The organism is Streptomyces sp. MAR4 CNX-425 (assembly GCF_048656465.1).
Lineage (GTDB): Bacteria > Actinomycetota > Actinomycetes > Streptomycetales > Streptomycetaceae > Streptomyces.
In genome coordinates this window covers 157,261-173,644 of sequence record NZ_JBMDLF010000010.1, presented here as the reverse complement: position 1 = coordinate 173,644, position 16,384 = coordinate 157,261, and the positions used below count along the sequence as shown (strand labels likewise).

The 16,384-nt window shown below is 74.4% G+C and carries 9 protein-coding genes; 6 read left to right on the top strand and 3 right to left on the bottom strand.

Annotation, left to right across the window (positions count from 1 at the left end; all coding sequences use genetic code 11):
* The first annotated feature begins 100 nt into the window (after window positions 1-100).
* The 3 genes from ACHZ99_RS25900 (at window position 101) to ACHZ99_RS25890 (ending at window position 2,482) form a co-directional block, all read left to right on the top strand.
* On the top strand, window positions 101-850 hold the full coding sequence (locus ACHZ99_RS25900) for a GOLPH3/VPS74 family protein (protein WP_420307151.1): 750 nt from the start codon (window positions 101-103) through the stop codon (window positions 848-850).
* A 341-nt stretch (window positions 851-1,191) separates the two neighbouring features.
* A complete protein-coding gene (locus ACHZ99_RS25895) occupies window positions 1,192-2,049 on the top strand; it encodes a helix-turn-helix domain-containing protein (protein ID WP_420307150.1) in 858 nt (285 codons plus the stop codon).
* A 223-nt stretch (window positions 2,050-2,272) separates the two neighbouring features.
* The gene (locus ACHZ99_RS25890; RefSeq protein WP_420307149.1) at window positions 2,273-2,482 is read left to right on the top strand and encodes a DUF397 domain-containing protein; all 210 of its coding nucleotides are present in this window, start codon (window positions 2,273-2,275) and stop codon (window positions 2,480-2,482) included.
* A gap of 179 nt (window positions 2,483-2,661) precedes the next feature.
* On the opposite strand, the gene ACHZ99_RS25885 is transcribed toward ACHZ99_RS25890, so the two are convergent.
* The 3 genes from ACHZ99_RS25885 to ACHZ99_RS25875 all read right to left on the bottom strand — a co-directional run bounded on the left by ACHZ99_RS25885 (window position 2,662) and on the right by ACHZ99_RS25875 (window position 10,186).
* Window positions 2,662-3,723, bottom strand: coding sequence for an ADP-ribosylglycohydrolase family protein (locus ACHZ99_RS25885; protein ID WP_420307148.1), 1,062 nt, complete (start codon window positions 3,721-3,723; stop codon window positions 2,662-2,664).
* A gap of 113 nt (window positions 3,724-3,836) precedes the next feature.
* Entirely contained in the window at window positions 3,837-7,259 is a 3,423-nt protein-coding gene (locus ACHZ99_RS25880; RefSeq protein WP_420307147.1) for a tetratricopeptide repeat protein, read from the bottom strand.
* Between the two features lie 242 nt (window positions 7,260-7,501).
* Entirely contained in the window at window positions 7,502-10,186 is a 2,685-nt protein-coding gene (locus tag ACHZ99_RS25875; protein WP_420307146.1) for a bifunctional FO biosynthesis protein CofGH, read from the bottom strand.
* Window positions 10,187-10,438: 252 nt separating this feature from the next.
* On the opposite strand from ACHZ99_RS25875, the gene ACHZ99_RS25870 reads away from it, so the two are divergent.
* The 3 genes from ACHZ99_RS25870 to ACHZ99_RS25860 all read left to right on the top strand — a co-directional run bounded on the left by ACHZ99_RS25870 (window position 10,439) and on the right by ACHZ99_RS25860 (window position 16,213).
* The gene (locus tag ACHZ99_RS25870) at window positions 10,439-10,921 is read left to right on the top strand and encodes a hypothetical protein (protein WP_420307145.1); all 483 of its coding nucleotides are present in this window, start codon (window positions 10,439-10,441) and stop codon (window positions 10,919-10,921) included.
* A gap of 180 nt (window positions 10,922-11,101) precedes the next feature.
* Window positions 11,102-12,601: a CehA/McbA family metallohydrolase gene (locus tag ACHZ99_RS25865; protein WP_420307312.1), complete on the top strand. Its 1,500-nt coding sequence runs from the start codon at window positions 11,102-11,104 to the stop codon at window positions 12,599-12,601.
* Between the two features lie 696 nt (window positions 12,602-13,297).
* Window positions 13,298-16,213, top strand: coding sequence for an AfsR/SARP family transcriptional regulator (locus tag ACHZ99_RS25860; protein WP_420307144.1), 2,916 nt, complete (start codon window positions 13,298-13,300; stop codon window positions 16,211-16,213).
* Window positions 16,214-16,384: the final 171 nt, after the last annotated feature.

The window sequence follows — 16,384 nt, the reverse complement described above, 5'->3', positions numbered from 1 at the left end:
AACGACATACCTACAGGTTCCCGATCAAAGCGCCCACGCACTCTCGACAGACAGATGTGAGAGGCGTCACCCTGTCATTCATCCACGCGGGGAGGCATGGATGGGCAGGAGCCGCAGAACACTTCCGGAGGAGCTTCTGCTGCTGGCACTGGACCCGGCCACGGGTACCACGGCACAGCCGCAGTCGCTCGACCTCGGCCTGGCGGGAGCACAGCTCGTCGAGCTCGCTCTGGCCGGGCGAATAGCCCCGGACGGGGATCGTATCGCCGTGATACTTCCGCGTCCGACCGGGGACCCCACTTTGGACACGGCGCTGGAGTTGCTGCGCCGCCGGGGCAGTCCCGTGCGCGCAGTCAACTGGATAGGCGGGCCACGTCTGGGGTTGCGCCAGACGTATCTCGCCCATCTGGAGCGCTGCGGCATGGTGCATGCCGTGGAGAGCCAAATGTGCGGGGTACTCCCCACCACTCGATATCAGGCGACGGACAACGCCATCAGCCGGGAGATCCGTGCCCGGCTGGACAGCGCGATCCGCACCGGCGTCCCGCCGGATCCGCGGACCGCGGCGCTCGCCGCGCTGGCCCATGCGGTCGGTCTCGGCAAGCACCTCTACCCCGGGAACGAGGGGCGCTCCGCGCGCTCCCGGCTCCGGGATCTGATCAGGCACGACCCGATGGGCGGTCTGGTGGCGCACGCCGTGCTGGACGTGCAGAACGGCGTCACCGCTCAGCCGCGGCGCAGCCCCGGAGGGGGCCGTCCCGCGGCCCGTCCGCCGGCGGTCGCGCAGCCGGCCGGTGTTCCCGCGGGGTCCCGCCGCGCGGGGATGATCCGGACGGCCGCGGTGCGCTGAGCCCGCCCGGCGGCCGCGGGCGACACCCCGCCCGTACCGCACCTGTGCGCGTACGGGCGAGGAGTCGCGCCGCGGCGCGCCGGGACGGACCGGGAGCCGCAGTGCAGGGCCCTGTCCGGTCGAGTGGCCTCGACCGGCGGGGTCCTGCCGTGCGTTCCCGCGCGGCCACGGCCGGCCCCGGGTCACGCCCGGGTCACGCGCGGCGCACATTGTGGGCCAAATCCTTGCCCTCTGCGGCGAATTCGCGATGATCGCAGCGACGCACGCTCTGTCGGTGGCAGGCTGCACCCAGTAATGAGATACGTCCGTACGCGGATTACGCACCCGGAGGTGCAACTCCCTTGGCGTCCAACGTCAACCCCACCGTCCGGCGCCGCCGACTCGGCCAGGAACTGCGCAGACTGCGCGAGCAGAAGAACATGACCGCGGAACAGGTCGCCGACCGGCTGCTCGTGTCGCAGTCGAAGATCAGCCGGCTGGAGAACGGCCGGCGCAGCATCAGCCAGCGGGACGTACGCGATCTGTGCGGGGTGTACGAGGTGGAGGACGAGCGCATCGTCAACTCGCTGATGCAGATGGCGAAGGAATCGCGTCAGCAGGGCTGGTGGAACGCGTTCGGCGACGTCCCGTACAGCGTCTACATCGGCCTGGAGACCGCCGCCGCCTCGCTGCGGATCTACCAGTCGCTCATCGTTCCGGGGCTGCTTCAGACGCGCGCGTACGCGGCGGCCGTCATCGCCGGCAGTTCGCCGGAGGTGACCGCGGCGGACATCGAGAAACGGGTCAGCATCCGGATGCGGCGGCAGGACCGGATACGGGAGACGGAGCAGCCGCTGCGCCTGTGGGCCGTGTTCGACGAGGCCGCGCTGCGGCGCGTGGTGGGCGACAAGCAGATCATGCGGGAGCAGTTGGAGCACCTGCTGGAGGTGTCGGAGCTGCCGCACGTCACCGTGCAGGTGCTGCCGTTCGAGACGGGCGCGCACCCGGGGGTGACGGGGCAGTACGCGGTCCTGGAGTTCCCCGAGGAGTCCGACTCCAGCGTGATCTATCTGGAGGGCGTCACCAGCGATCTCTACCTGGAGAAGAGCGAGGACGTCCACAACTACAGCATGATGTACGAGCATCTGCGGGCACAGGCCCTCAATCCCGAGCAGACCCGGAAATTCATCGCAGACGCGGCGAAGACGTACGCCCGCTGATAATCGTGCGCTCCGCCGGGTATCCCGAAACGGGGGCACAGTACACCCGTACCGGGGCGCCCAGGAAGAGCAGCCGCCCTCTCACCATCCGGTTGAGTGAATGCCCCCTTACCGGTGCGCGGGCGGGCGGTAGCGTCTCGGCGTCGGGCCGGGGCGTCGGCACTCCCTCCGGCCTGGAACGGGGCAGGGAAGAAGTTGAGTCCTCCAGAAAACCGGAGAGAACATGGCAATTGAAATCGGCGCCACCGGCGCCTGGACCAAATCGTCGTACTCCGCCGGCAACGGCGAGTGCATCGAGGTGCGCTCGACCGCTCCCGGACAGGTATCGGTGCGGGACTCCAAGGTCCCCGACGGGCCTGTGCTGGACTTCGGCCCCGACTCGTGGGCCGCGTTCGTGGCCGGGGTGGCGGGCGGCGCCTTCCGCGCGGACTGAGTGAACGGGTGGCTGACCGGGTGACGTAACAGGGCACGAACCGCTCAGGCACCACCGCAAGCCCTCTCGACTGGCTCGCCGTCCCGGCCGAGAGGGCCCGGCCTTTTTCGGCGCGGGTTCCGGCACCGGCTTCGGCGCAGGCTCCGGCTTCGGCACAGGCACAGGCTCGGGCTCGGGCTTCAGCGCGGATAGCGCAGCAGCCACGCCTCATTGGGTGCCGCGTCGCCGTGGAGCGCGGGGCCGAGGGTCATCTCCAGCGCGAAGTCGTCCGCGAGTTGCAGGAGCGTGCCGCGCCCCTCGACCTCCGCCACCCACGCCGGCGGCAGCGCCGTCTCGCCGTGCTGTGCGCCGAGGAGGCCGCCGCAGAGGGAGCCGGTGACGTGCGGGTCGCCGTCGCCGCCGCCGGAGGCGTCGTCGCCGACGGCGAGCAGCAGGCCGTGGCGTACGTCGGTGGCCGCCAGCGCGCAGTGCAGGGCCACGGAGACCGCCCCCGCGGCCGTCTCCGGCGGGCCCCCCGGCCGGCGGGCGTCGAGCGTGGCGCGTACGGCCGCCGTCGTCTCCTCGTGGCCCGGGCGGCCGGCGAGGATCTCCAGCGCCCGCCCGGCGGCCGCCTCCGGGGCGTCCCCGCGGGCGAGGCCGTGGACCACGACCGCGTACGCGCCCGCCGCCAGATAGCCGGTGGGGTGGCCGTGCGTCTGCGTGGCGCACTCGGCGGCGAGCTGGAAGACCAGTTGCGGCTCCCAGCCGACCAGCAGCCCGAACGGCGCGGAACGCACCACGGCCCCCGGGTCCTTCGCCTCCGGGTTGCGGGGCTTCTGCAGCGTCCCCATGCGGTCGTCGGCCAGGCCGCGCAGGCAGGAGCGCGGCGCGCCGCGCGGCGCGTACAGCCACTCCTCGCGGGCGAGCCAGCCGTCCTCGGCCTTGCGCTCGTCGGGGCCCCAGTCCTTCTGGGTGGCGTACCAGCGGCGGTGCGCGGCGTGCACGTCGGTCGGCGGGTGCCACCGGCCGCCGTCGCGGCGCACCTGGGCGCGGATCAGGCCGTCGACGGTGAAGAGGGCCATCTGGGTGCCGGCGGTGACCGCGCCGCGGCGGCCGTAGGCGGGGGCGAAGTCGGCGTCGCCGCCCGCGCCCGCGCCGGCGCCGAGGGCGTCGCCTATCGCGCCGCCGAGCAGGCAGCCGCGCACCCGGCTGCGGAAGTCCTGCTGCTCGGCGCGGCCCCAGGTGCGGTGTGCGGTCGTCACTCGGCCACCTCAGTCCGGACGGGGTCGGTCGGGTCGTCGGTCGGGTCTCGCGTCACGTGTTCCGGCTCAGCACTGTAATCGGGGAAACCAAGAGGCCGGAGGGCGTATCCGCGTCAAGCGCGGGGCGGTTCGCGGAGCAGATCACCGATTACCCGCCGATATCCGTCGATACGGGCCCGGTCGGCCGCCGCCGTGTCCGGGGCGGCGGCGGCCAGCAGGCCCAGCGTGCCGTGTACCTCCGTGAGCAGCAGCCAGTACGTCTCCCCGGCCGCCAGCTCCGCGAGCGCCGCCTCGGCGGCGGCCCAGTCCCCGGCGCCGGTACGGCACAACAGCCGGGCCACCGCCCGGTCCACGCCGGTGACGCTGTCCGCCAGCATCGCCGCCTCCGTCGCCGCCCAGCGCTCGGCGGGCTGCGGGCCGCGGGTGAGCCGCGCCAGCAGGACGTCGTCGAGCTGGTTGAAGCCGTCGTCCGGGTCGGCGGCGAGGGCCGCCGCGACGTGCGGTGCCGCCTCCTCGTACCGGCCGAGGAGCATGAGCGTCGCGCTCCGGTGGTTGTGTGCCGACTCGTGGCCGGGATCGGACGCGAGCGCCCGGGCGAAGACCGCGAGCGCCTCCTCCCGCCGCTCCTCCAGGAAGAGCAGCTGGCCGCGCACGTCCAGCGCCTCGGCGTCGTCGGGGCTCTCGGCGAGGCACACGTCCACCTCGGCGTGGGCCTCCGCGATCCGCCCGGTCTGGCTGAGCGTGCGGGCCCGGCCGAGCCGCAGCCAGATGAGCGTGCCGTCGGTCTCCAGGGCGCGGTCGTAGTCCGCGAGCGAGTCGTCGAAGCGGTCGGCGATCCGGTACAGCCGGGCGCGCATCGACCGTACCCACAGCATCCGCGGGTCGATCTCCAGCGCCCGGGTGAAGGCGGCCAGCGCCTCGTCGACCCGCCGCTGCTCCACCAGGCACTGCCCCCGGCTGGCGATCGCCCAGGCGTAGTCGTCCTGGAGCTCCACCGCCCGGTCGAAGTCCGCGAGCGCCTGCCCGGTCCGGTCGGCGAGGCGGTGCAGCTCCCCGCGCTCCGCCCAGTACCACGCCCACCGCGGGTCGATCTCCAGCGCCCGCTCCAGATCCGCCAGCGCCTCCTCTGGCCGCCCCAGGAGCCGGTGGCAGTAGCCGCGGGCGGCGTACACCCAGTCCTCGGCCGGCGCCAGCGCCAGCGCGCGGTCGTAGTCCGCGACGGCCGCCGCGTACCGCTCGGCCTCCTGGTGCATCCGGCCGCGTTCGCCCCAGCACCACGCCCACTGCGGATCGATCTCCAGCGCCCGGTCCAGATCCGCCAGCGCCTCCTCGGGCCGGCCGAGCTTCGCGTGGCACTGGCCGCGGCTGGCCACGGCGTACGCGTAGTCGCCGTCCGTCATCTCGACGGCCCGGTCGAAGTCGGCGAGCGCCCGTTCCGGGGCCCCGGTGAGCCGGTACGCCTCGCCGCGCATGGCCCAGGTCAGCGGGGAGGGGTCCAGCTCGATCGCCTCGTTCAGGTCGGCCTTCGCGTCGTCGAAGCGCTCCAGGTTGAGCCGGGCCCGGCCGCGGTGGGTCAGCGACCAGGCGCGGTCGGGGTCGTGCTCGACGCAGTGCGTGAAGTCCGCCTCCGCCTCCTGGAGCCGGTTGAGATGGACGTACGCCTGGCCGCGGCCCGCGTACGCGCGCGTGAACCCCGGGTCGAGCGCCAGCGCCCGGTCGAAGTCCGCCACGCTCCGGTCGAACTCGTCGCGCTTGCGAAGCTCCCGGCCGCGCAGGGTGTACGCGAGGACCTGCTCCGGCTCCGTCAGCTCCGCCTCTCGCAGCAGGAACGTGCAGACCTCGGCCACGCCCCGCGCCCGCCCCCCGGGCGCCTCCTCCCCCAGCGCCCCCAGCAGCCGCCGGCCCCAGTCCCGTACCGCCTCGCTGTCCGCGTCCGCGCCCGCCTGCTCCAGCGTCCGGCCCCACCGCCGGACCTCCGCCGGGCCGACGTCGGCGGCCTGGAGGGCGTCGCGGCGGGCCCGCGGGAGAGCGCCCTGAGGGTCGGCGCACAGCAGGTGGTACGTCTCGTTGCGGCGGTGGCCGAACCAGCGCTCGTCCAGCCAGCGGTCCTCCGGATCGCTCCCGGGCGGCAGGCTCTCCGCCAGCTCCGCGCACCAGCCGGCGTGCGCCGCGGCCAGCGCGCGGTGCTGCTCGCGCCACCGCTGCGGCGACCGGGCGCGCTGCACCCGGAGCATCGCCGAACGCACCACGCCGTGATACTGCACCCGGCCGGCCTCGTCGCTGACGAACGGCAGCCCGCACAGCCACCCGTACAGCCCGGCGGCCGCCGGCCCCGCCGCCACCCGGAACACGTCCTCGTCCAGCGCCGGCGGCAGCGCGGCGGCCAGCGCCGCGGACCGCTGCACCGGGTCCGCCACCCACTTCAGGAACCGCTCCACGGCCGTGCCGCTGGGGTCGCCGCCGCCCGGGCCCGCGGCGGGCGGGGTCTCGGCGAGCATGGAGGTCAGCACCGGCAGCCGCCCGGACAGGTGCAGGATCTCGTCGACGACACCGGCGTCCGCGACCCCCTTGGCGGCGATGAGGGCGCGCGCCTCCTCCTCGGTGAAGAGCTCCAGCTCCAGCTCGGCGGCGAAGCCGCCGGCCGGCCAGCGGGCGGGGTCGAGGCGCTGCTGCCCGGCGCGGGTGACGACGACGTTGGCGGGGAGCGCACCGTAGCGGTCGCTGGTCATGACGTCGTACAGCCAGGCGTCGAGGACCGGGCCGGTGCGCTCGTACGTGTCGAAGAACAGCGCGATCCACGGCGCGGCGGTGGCGACGCCGCGCAGGTCGTCGAGGAAGGCGGGGGTGAGGGCCTGGAGGGGCGACAGGACGAGCTGGACGTCGTCGTGGCTGCGCAGCCGGGTGGAGAGCGCGGCGCGCCAGCGGTCGAGGCTCTGCGCGACCTGCTGCGGGTCCATGGCGCCGGCGACGGCGCCCAGTCCGGGGACGAGGCCGAGGCCGGCCAGGCCCGCCTGGGCGGCGATGCCGGCGGCGGGCGAGGGGGCGGGGGCCGCGGGCGCGGGGGTGGCGAGGGCGGGCGCGTCCGCCGGGGCGGCCGGGTGCGGCACGCCGGGCGGGGCGGCGGCGTGCGGGGCGGCCGGGTGCTGGGCCTGCGCCTGCTGGGCCTGCGCGCCGTCGAAGGCGGCGACGACGGAGTCCGCCTCGTGGCGCCGCTGACGGTAGCGCTGGAGCAGCCGGTCGAAGCTCTTCAGCGGGTGCCCCTGGCGGGCGAGTTGGGCGCTGACGGCCTCCATCGCCTCGGGCACGCTGCCCGCCGCCTCGTCCACCTGCGCCGTCAGCGCCCCCTCCTCCCCCGCGAGCGGCAGCAGGCGGCGCAGCAGCGACGTCTTGCCGACGCCGGCGACACCGTGGATGTGGAAGAGGAAGCGGTGCGCCGGATCCTCCGGAGGACAGCGGAAGTTGTCCCGGAACGCCGCGATCTCGCGCTGCCGGCCGACGAAGCCGGAGCGGCGGCGATCGCGGATCAAGTCCTGCATGGACGGACGCACTTCGGGCACGGTGCCACCTCCCCCGGGGCGAGCTTAGAGCGTGGGACGCGGCGCCGGGACGCGGGTGGGCGGGGCCCGAACGCTTCCGGCCGCGCCCCGGCCCGTACCGCCGGCACCGCCCGCACCACCGGCGCGTCCCGTACCACCGGCGCGTCCCGTACCACCGGCGCGTCCCGTACCACCGGCGCGTCCCGTACCACCGGCATCGCCGGCGCCGCCCGTAGCGCCCGCTACCGCCCCAGCACCGGCAGCAGCTCCGGCAGCCGCCCGTCCGCCGCCTCCGCCGCCCGCCGCCGCTCCTCCGGCACGTCCCCGTACGTCGTCGTCCGCGGCCGCGCCGGGCGGCCCGCGGCGGCGGCGATGGCGACGAGGTCCTTCACCGAGCGGTACGACCCGTACGACGAGCCGGCCATCCGCGAGATGGTCTCCTCCATCAGCGTGCCGCCCAGGTCGTTGGCGCCGGAGCGGAGCATCTGCGCCGCGCCCTCGGTGCCGAGCTTGACCCAGCTGGTCTGGATGTTGGTGAGGTGCGGGTGGAGCAGCAGCCGGGCCATGGCGGTGACCGCGCGGTTGTCGCGCATCGTCGGGCCCGGGCGGGCGATGCCCGCCAGGTAGACGGGCGCGTTGGTGTGGATGAACGGCAGCGTGACGAACTCCGTGAAGCCGCCGGTGCGCTGCTGGAGCTCCGCGAGCAGCCGCAGGTGGCCGAGCCAGTGCCGGGGCTGGTCCACGTGCCCGTACATCATCGTGGAGGAGGACTTCAGGCCCAGCTCGTGCGCCGTGGTGACGACCTCGATCCAGTCGGCCGCGGGCAGCTTGCCCTTCGTGAGGATCCAGCGCACCTCGTCGTCGAGGATCTCGGCGGCCGTGCCCGGGATGGAGCCGAGCCCGGCCTCCTTGGCGGCGGTCAGCCAGTCCCGTACGGACATGCCGGTGCGGGCGGCGCCGTTCATGACCTCCATCGGCGAGAAGGCGTGCACGTGGATGCCGGGCACGCGCGCGTGTACAGCGCGGGCGATGTCGAAGTACGCCGTGCCGGGGAGGTCGGGGTGGATGCCGCCCTGCATGCACACCTCGACGGCGCCGACGTCCCACGCCTGGGCGGCGCGGTCGGCGACCTGGTCGAGGGAGAGGGTGTAGGCGTCGGCGTCGGTGCGGCGCTGGGCGAAGGCGCAGAAGCGGCAGCCGGTGTAGCAGACGTTGGTGAAGTTGATGTTGCGGGTGACGATGTACGTGACGTCGTCGCCGACGGTGTCGCGGCGGAGGTCGTCGGCGATGCGGCAGAGGGCGTCGAGGGCGGGGCCGTCGGCGTTGAGGAGGGCGAGGGCCTGGGGGTCGGTGAGGCGGGTGGGGTCGTCGGCGGCGCGGGCGAGGGCGGCGCGGAGGTCGGGGTCGAGGCGGCCGGGGGCGGTGGCAGCGTCGGGGGCGGTGGCGTCGGGGGCGGCTGCGGGGGCGTCGGTTCCTTCGGCCTCGCCCCCGTCTTCTCCCCCGCCTCCGCCGTCTCCGGCCAGCTCCCGCGCCGTCTCCCGCAGCGCCTCCCAGTCGCCGTACACCGCGTCGAAGTCGGCGCGCCGGTCCCCCGTACGCCCCTCGGTGTCGATGGTGCGGTGCAGGTCCGTACGGCCGCTCGCGGCGAAGCCGCCGTCCGGCTCCTGCCAGGGCAGCCCCCGCGGGCGTACGTCCCGGGCGAGGCCGGTCTCCGGGTCGGCCAGCGCGGCGACGTGCGGCCGCACCCGCGGGTCCAGCCACGGCTCGCCGCGCAGCACGAACTCCGGGTAGACCGCGAGCCGTTCGCGCAGCTCGAACCCGGCCGCCGCCGACCGCTCCGCCAGCTCGTCCAGCCGCGGCCACGGCCGCTCCGGGTTGACGTGGTCCGGCGTCAGCGGCGACACCCCGCCCCAGTCGTCGATGCCGGCCGCGATGAGCTTCCCGTACTCCTCGTCCACGAGGTTCGGCGGCGCCTGCACCCCGATCGCCGGCCCCAGGATGAGGCGGGTGACGGCGACGGTGGCGGCGAGGTCGTCCAGCTCGGCGTCCGGCATGCCGCGCATCGCCGTGTCCGGCTTGGCGCGGAAGTTCTGCACGATGACCTCCTGGAGGCCCTGGTACGCGCGCTGCACGCGGCGCAGCGCGAACAGCGACTCGGCGCGCTCGGCCGGCGTCTCGCCGATGCCGATGAGCAGCCCGCTGGTGAACGGCACGGAGGAGCGCCCGGCGTCCTCCAGCACCCGCAGCCGTACCGCCGGCTCCTTGTCGGGCGAGCCGTGGTGCGGCCCGCCCGGCTCGCTCCACAGCCGCTCGGCGGTGGTCTCCAGCATCATCCCCATGGACGCGGACACCGGCTTGAGCCGCTGGAAGCCGGCCCAGGTCACGACGCCCGGGTTGAGGTGGGGCAGCAGCCCGGTCTCCTCCAGCACGCGGACGGCCATGGCGCGGACGTACGCCTGCGTGTCGTCGTACCCGTGCGCCTCCAGCCACTCCCGCGCCTCCGGCCACCGGTCCTCGGGCCGGTCGCCGAGGGTGAACAGGGCCTCCTTGCAGCCGAGGGCGGCACCGCGGCGGGCGACGTCCAGCACCTCGTCGGGGGACATGAAGAGGCCGTGCCCGTCGCGCCGGAGCTTGCCGGGGACGGTGACGAACGTGCAGTAGTGGCAGCGGTCGCGGCACAGCCGGGTCAGCGGGAGGAAGACGCTGCGGGAGTACGTGATGATGCCGGGCCGGCCGGCCGCCGCCAGCCCGGCGTCGCGCACGCGGGCGGCGGAGGCGGAGAGGTCGGTCAGGTCGTCGCCGCGGGCCCGGAGGAGGACGGCGGCCTCGGAGACGTCGAGGGCGACGCCGTCGCGGGCGCGCTTCAGGGCGCGGCGCATGGCGTTGGCGGTGGGGGCGGGCGGCGGAGTCGTCATCCTTCCGAGCATACGAGGCAGGTCGGACACGGGGACCGGTCGCCGTGCCGGGGCGCGGCGGGCGTACGACCCCGCGCGCGTGCCGGGCGAAACGGACGCGGGCGTCGGGTCCGCGGGGCCCGCGTCCCGCCGCGGGCGGAAGCCCGGACGGCGGCCCGTGCCGTGGCCGGAGGGCCTCGTCGCCCCGGTCGGCGTTCGAGTGGCCGCCGTACGCTGGAAGTGACCGCCGGTGGCGATTTCCCGCCCCGACCCGGGAGGTTCGTGATGCTCGTCCGCCGGCATCCGCTCGGGATGCCGCTGTTATGGCTGTCGTGCGCCGTCGCGTTGTGCGTGCTCCTGCTGCCGGGGGCCGCGGCGGCGCGGTCGTCCGGCGGCACCGTCGGCGGCGCGAGCAGCGCCGCCGGGCGCTACGTCGACCCGGGCATGAACGCGGGCTCGACGATGGGGGCGACGGCGGGGACGACGCTGGGGACGGGGACGACGACGTTCTCCGGATCCGGCAGCACGGGAACCACGGGCGGGGACGGCGACGGCGACATCGGCTGGGGGCCGCCGCTGCTGGTCGTCGGCGGCCTGTTCCTCGTCTGGATGCTGGGGATCCTGGCCGAAGAGCTGACCGGCACCGCCGCGGCCGCCGCGCGCCGCGTGCGCCGCCGCGGGCGCGATCGCGGGCGCGGCGGGCGTGGGCCTGGCGGGCGTGGGCGCGGCCGTGGCGGCGGGAAGCGCGGTGGCGGGCCCGGCCGCTGACGGCGGGCCCCGGCCGCACCGTCCACCGCTCTGACGACCCGCGCGTTCCGCACTGTTCCCTTCCGCGTCACCCGCCTATAGGACCCGTGTAGCACCGTCTCAGCGATGAACCCACGCGAAGGGACCCCACCCGTGGACAGACGCGACCTGCTGAAGCTCTCGGCGGCCACCGCCGGGGCCGTGACCCTCGCCCCCGTCAGCTTCGCGCACGCGGCGGACGGCGGAGCCGGCGACGAGACCGCCGACGGCGGCCGCGGCGAGGCCACCCGTACCGTCACCGGGCACCTGGAGCCGGGCGCGCCGGACTACGTCTACCTGCCCGTCGACGTCCCGCGCGGAGTGCGCGAGATCCACGTCTCGTACACCTACGACCGCCCCGACGTCCCCGCCGGCACGACGGGCAACGCCCTCGACATCGGCATCTTCGACGAGCGCGGCACGGGCGCCGGGGGCCGGGGCTTCCGCGGCTGGTCGGGCGGCTTCCGTACGGAGTTCGCGATCAGCGCGGACCGGGCGGCGACGACGCCCGCGTACCTGCCCGGGCCGGTGCGGGCGGGCCGCTGGCACGTGGTGCTCGGCCCGTACACCGTCGCCCCGCAGGGACTCGACTACGAGGTGACGATCACCCTGCGCTACGGCCCGGCGGGCGAGACCGCCCCGCCCCGCTTCCCGCCGGAGCGGGCGCGTGGGCGCGGCCGGGCGTGGTACCGCGGGGACTGCCACCTGCACACCGTCCACTCGGACGGCGCCCGTACGCCCGCGGAGGTCGCTGCGGCGGCCCGGGCGAGGAAGCTGGACTTCCTCACGACGACCGAGCACAACACCTCCTCCGGCCATGCCGCGTGGGAGGGGCTGTGGGGCGACGACCTGCTCATCCTGTGCGGCGAGGAGGTCACCACGCGCAACGGGCACTACCTGGCCGTCGGCACCGACCCGGGCATGTTCGTCGACTGGCGCTACCGGGCCCGGGACGACGCGTACGCGCGCTATGCGCGACGGATCCACGCGGCCGGAGGGCTGGTCGTACCGGCGCACCCCAACTGCCCCTTCGTCGGCTGCCAGTGGAAGTTCGGCTACGAGGGCGCGGACGCGGTCGAAGTGTGGAACGGGCCGTGGACGACGGACGACGAGCTGGCGGTGGCGGCGTGGGACAACGCGCTGCCGGCAGGCCGCGAAGGCGGGGGCCGCGGCGGATGGACCGACTGGCTGCCGGCGGTGGGCAACAGCGACGCCCACCGGGACGGCCAGGTCGTCGGCCTGCCGCAGACCGTGGTACTGGCCGACGACCTGTCCCGGCACGCGGTGCTGGCGGGCCTGCGGGCGGGCCGGAGCTGGCTGGCGGAGTCGGCGGACGTGGACGTCGACTTCACGGCGACGGGCCCGCGGGGCGAGCACGCGGGAATAGGCGAGCGGCTGCGGACGGCGCCGGACGCGCGGGTCACGGTACGGCTGAAGGTGACCGGCGGCCCGGCGAAGGCGCAGGTCCGCTTCATGACGGACGAGGGCCAGCTGTACGCGACGACGCTGGCGGACGGAGCGGGGACGGTGGAGTGGCGTACGACGCCGTCGTACGCGGCGTTCGTGCGCGCGGAGGTCCGGCATCCGGCGGCGGACGGCGGGGCGGGAGGGCTGCCGGGGGCGATGGCGGCGATGACGAACCCGATCTGGCTGGGCCACTGACGCAGCCCGCCGGGCACCGGTGTCGCCGCGTGCCCGGCGCGGCCGTGTGGCCGGCGTAGCCGCGTGGCCGGCGTAGCCGCGTGGCCGGTGTCGCTGGTGTCGCCGTGTCCGGGGGTCGCCACGTGCCCCGTGCCCCGTGCCCGCGTCCCCGCATGCCCGGTGTCGCCGTGTGCTCGTGTCCCCCGCACTCCCGCCCAAGGGTAGGCCGCCCCTCTGACAAGCCGCGTGGCCTGCGGTTTGTCAGAGGGGCGGGGAGTACGTCCCGGAGCGGGCGGCGAACCCCGGTGACCCCACTACACGACCCCCGGCCCCCCACACCCCCGTTTCGGACACCCCCGCCGCGGCCCCGCCCGAACAGGCAGTACAGCCAACGGACATACAAAATTCAGCCGATCTGCCGATGACGACATGTTTGGCCTCTATGGTCGGCCCCCGTGATCGTCTTCGCCAAGGTGTTCTGCGCGGGCTCACCACCGCCCCGTCCTGACACCGCGTCAGCTCACCCGGGGTGCGTATCCGGGGGCGCACAGCAAGGTTCACACACCGCGCCCCTGCGCTGGGTGTGCTCTCGAAGGCCGAAAAACGTCCACTTGCTGGGCCATTGGCCCGGCCAGAGCGCTTTCGCTGCTGACTAAAACACCCCCGGCAGGGCAGACTTGGCTATCTGGAATCACCGGGACCGGGGAGGGGGCGGCCATGGCCCACGAAGACGAGACGAGTGCGCTGCGCTTCGCCGTGCTCGGCCCCGTCCGCGCGTGGCGCGGCGAAGAGTCCCTTCCGGTCGGTACGCCCCAGCAGCGCGCGATGCTCGCGGCGCTGCTCCTGCGCGGCGGCCGTACCGCCACGGCCCAGGAGCTGGTCGACGGCATCTGGGGCGAGGACCCGCCCCCGCGTGCCCTGTCCGCGCTGCGGACGTACGCCTCCCGGCTCCGTAAGACCCTCGGCGCCGACGCCCTGGTCAGCGAGGCCGGCGGCTACGCGATCCGGGCCCACGGCACCGAGGTCGACATCGCGACGGCCGAGGAGCTGACACGCTCCGCCGAGGCCGCCGCCGCGGCGGGCGACTTCGCCCAGGCCCGCGAGTGCTACACGAACGCGGTGGCCCAGTTCACCGGCGAGCCGCTCGCCGGCGTGCCTGGCCCGTACGCGGACTGGCACCGCGACCGCCTCGAAGAGCTGCGCCTGTCCCTGCTGGAGCACCGCATCGAGCTGGACCTCGACGCCGCCCGGCACGCGGAGGCCGTATCGGAGCTGACCGCGCTCACGGCGGGCCACCCGCTGCGGGAACGGTTCCGCGAGCTACTGATGCTCGCGCTCTACCGCAGCGGCCGGCAGGCGGAGGCCCTGGCGGTGTACGCGGACACCCGCCGCCTCCTCCAGGACGAACTCGGCGTCGACCCCCGCCCCGAGCTGGCCGACCTCCAGCAGCGCATCCTCCAGGCCGACGAGGAACTGGCCGCGCCCAAGGCCGAGTCCCTCGCGGGCGACGCGCCCTTCCGTGTCGTACGCCCCGCGCAGCTGCCCGCGACGGTGTCGGACTTCACGGGCCGCGTCGGCGTCGTGGAGGAACTGGGCAAGGAGCTGGCGAACGCGCCGGACACGGTGATGGCGGTCTCGTCGGTGTCGGGCATCGGCGGCGTCGGCAAAACCACCCTCGCCGTCCACGTCGCCCACGCCGCCCGCGAGTCCTTCCCGGACGGCCAGCTCTACGCGGACCTCCAGGGCTCGGGCCCGTCCCCGGCGGAACCCGCCGCCGTCCTGGGCGCGTTCCTGCGCGCCTTGGGCACCCCCGACGCCGACATCCCCGAGCCGGTCGACGAACGCGCCGCCCTGTACCGCTCGGTCCTCGCCGGCCGCCGCATACTCACCCTCCTCGACAACGCCCGCGACGCCGCCCAGATCCGCCCCCTCCTCCCGGGCACGGAGGGCTGCGCGGCCCTGATCACGTCCCGCACGAGGATGACGGACCTCGCCGGCGCCCACCACGTCGACCTCGACGTCATGGCCCCGGACGAGGCGCTGCTGCTCTTCACCCGCATCGTCGGCGCGGAGCGCGTGGACCTCGAACGCGACGCGGCCATGGACGTCGTAGCCGCCTGCGGCTTCCTCCCCCTGGCCATCCGCATCGCGGCCTCCCGCCTGGCGGCCCGCCGTACGTGGACGGTGTCGGTGCTGGCACGGAAGCTGTCGGACGAACACCGCCGGCTGGACGAGCTGCGCGTGGGCGACCTGGCGGTGAAGGCCACCTTCGAACTGGGCTACGGCCAGCTGGAGCCGGAACAGGCCCGCGCGTTCCGCCTGCTGGGACTGGCGGACGGCCCGGACATCTCGGTCACGGCGGCGGCGGCGATCGTCGACCGGACGGCGGAGGACGCGGAGGAACTCCTGGAGGCCCTGGTGGACGCCAGCCTCGTGGAGTCCGCGGCCCCCGGACGCTATCGCTATCACGACCTGGTGCGGCTGTTCGCCCGCGACTGCGCGGAGCGCGAGGAGCCGCTGGCCGAGCGGGAAGCAGCGCTGTCCCGGCTGCTGGACTTCTACCTGGCGACGGCGGCACGGGTGTACGAACTGGGCCGCCCCGGCGACACGCTGACCAAGCATCTGAACCCGGTGGCACACCAGGGGTTGATGTTCGAAGACCGTGAGGCTGCGCAGGACTGGTTGTTCACCGAGGCCAGTTGCGTCCTCGCTGTAGTCCTTCAGCTCGCGGTCGGAGACACTTTGGCCCGAACCGCGGACACGTTGCTCGCCGCCAAGGATCTAGCCGAGTCCGGAGCGTACTCCGTGCAGTTCGTTCGTGCAGCCACGACGGCACTCAAGGCGGCACAGGAAGCCGACGACATCTCAAGTCAGGGTCGGGCCCACACGGCGCTCTCGTCCGCGCACATCTTCACCGGCCGGTTCGAGCGCGCCGACCAGCATGCGACGCACGCCATGCTGCTGGGCCAAGCGTGCGACGACGTATGGGTGCGCGGAGAGGCGGCGAACGACCGCGGCCTCCTCGCATCCTTCCTCGGGCGCACCGAAGAGGCCGGCGGCTACTTGGAGCAGGCGCTCGCCGCCTACCGTTCTGACGGCAACCTGGACGGCGCCGCCAGCGCGCTCAACAACCTCTCTCGCGGCCACACCGAGACAGGGGCCATGGCCACCGCAGTCAACCTGGCGGAGCAGGCTCTGGACATCTTCCGCAAGGCGAACGCCCCTCTCGGCATGGCCAGCAGCATGTACACGCTCGGCATCGCGCTGACCGGGGTCGGCCGTCACGAGGATGCCATCACTCAGCTCACGGAGGCTCTCGAGATCTTCCGTGCTCACCGGATGCGGCTCTGGGACGGTCTCACCCTGTTTCGGATCGCACAGGTCCACCTGGCTGCTGACGAAGTCCCCCAGGCCGCGACCCAGGCCGAGCAAGCTCTGGCGCGGCTGCAGGGCATCGGCGGCGACTGGCACCACGCCAACGCTCTCACCGTACTGGGCCGTGCCCTGCAGAAGCTCGGCCAGCCCGGTCGAGCCCATGTCTGCTGGACGGAAGCGCTGTCTCTTCACGAGAAGGCAGGATCCAACGAAGCTGCCGAGGTGCGGGAACTGATGACCGTCGCGGCTGCGTCATAATCGGCTGAACAGCGCCGTTCATCGAACGTTTATCACGACCCGTCATTCTCCTAGCCAACGGCTCGTTAGCTCGGGGGAGTAACGGGTCGACCTGCGGGCCGCAGTCCCAACACCGGAGCGGTGAGCGGCTACGCGGGGCCCGTCCGGCGATCCGCGGGGGAATCGCTGGGC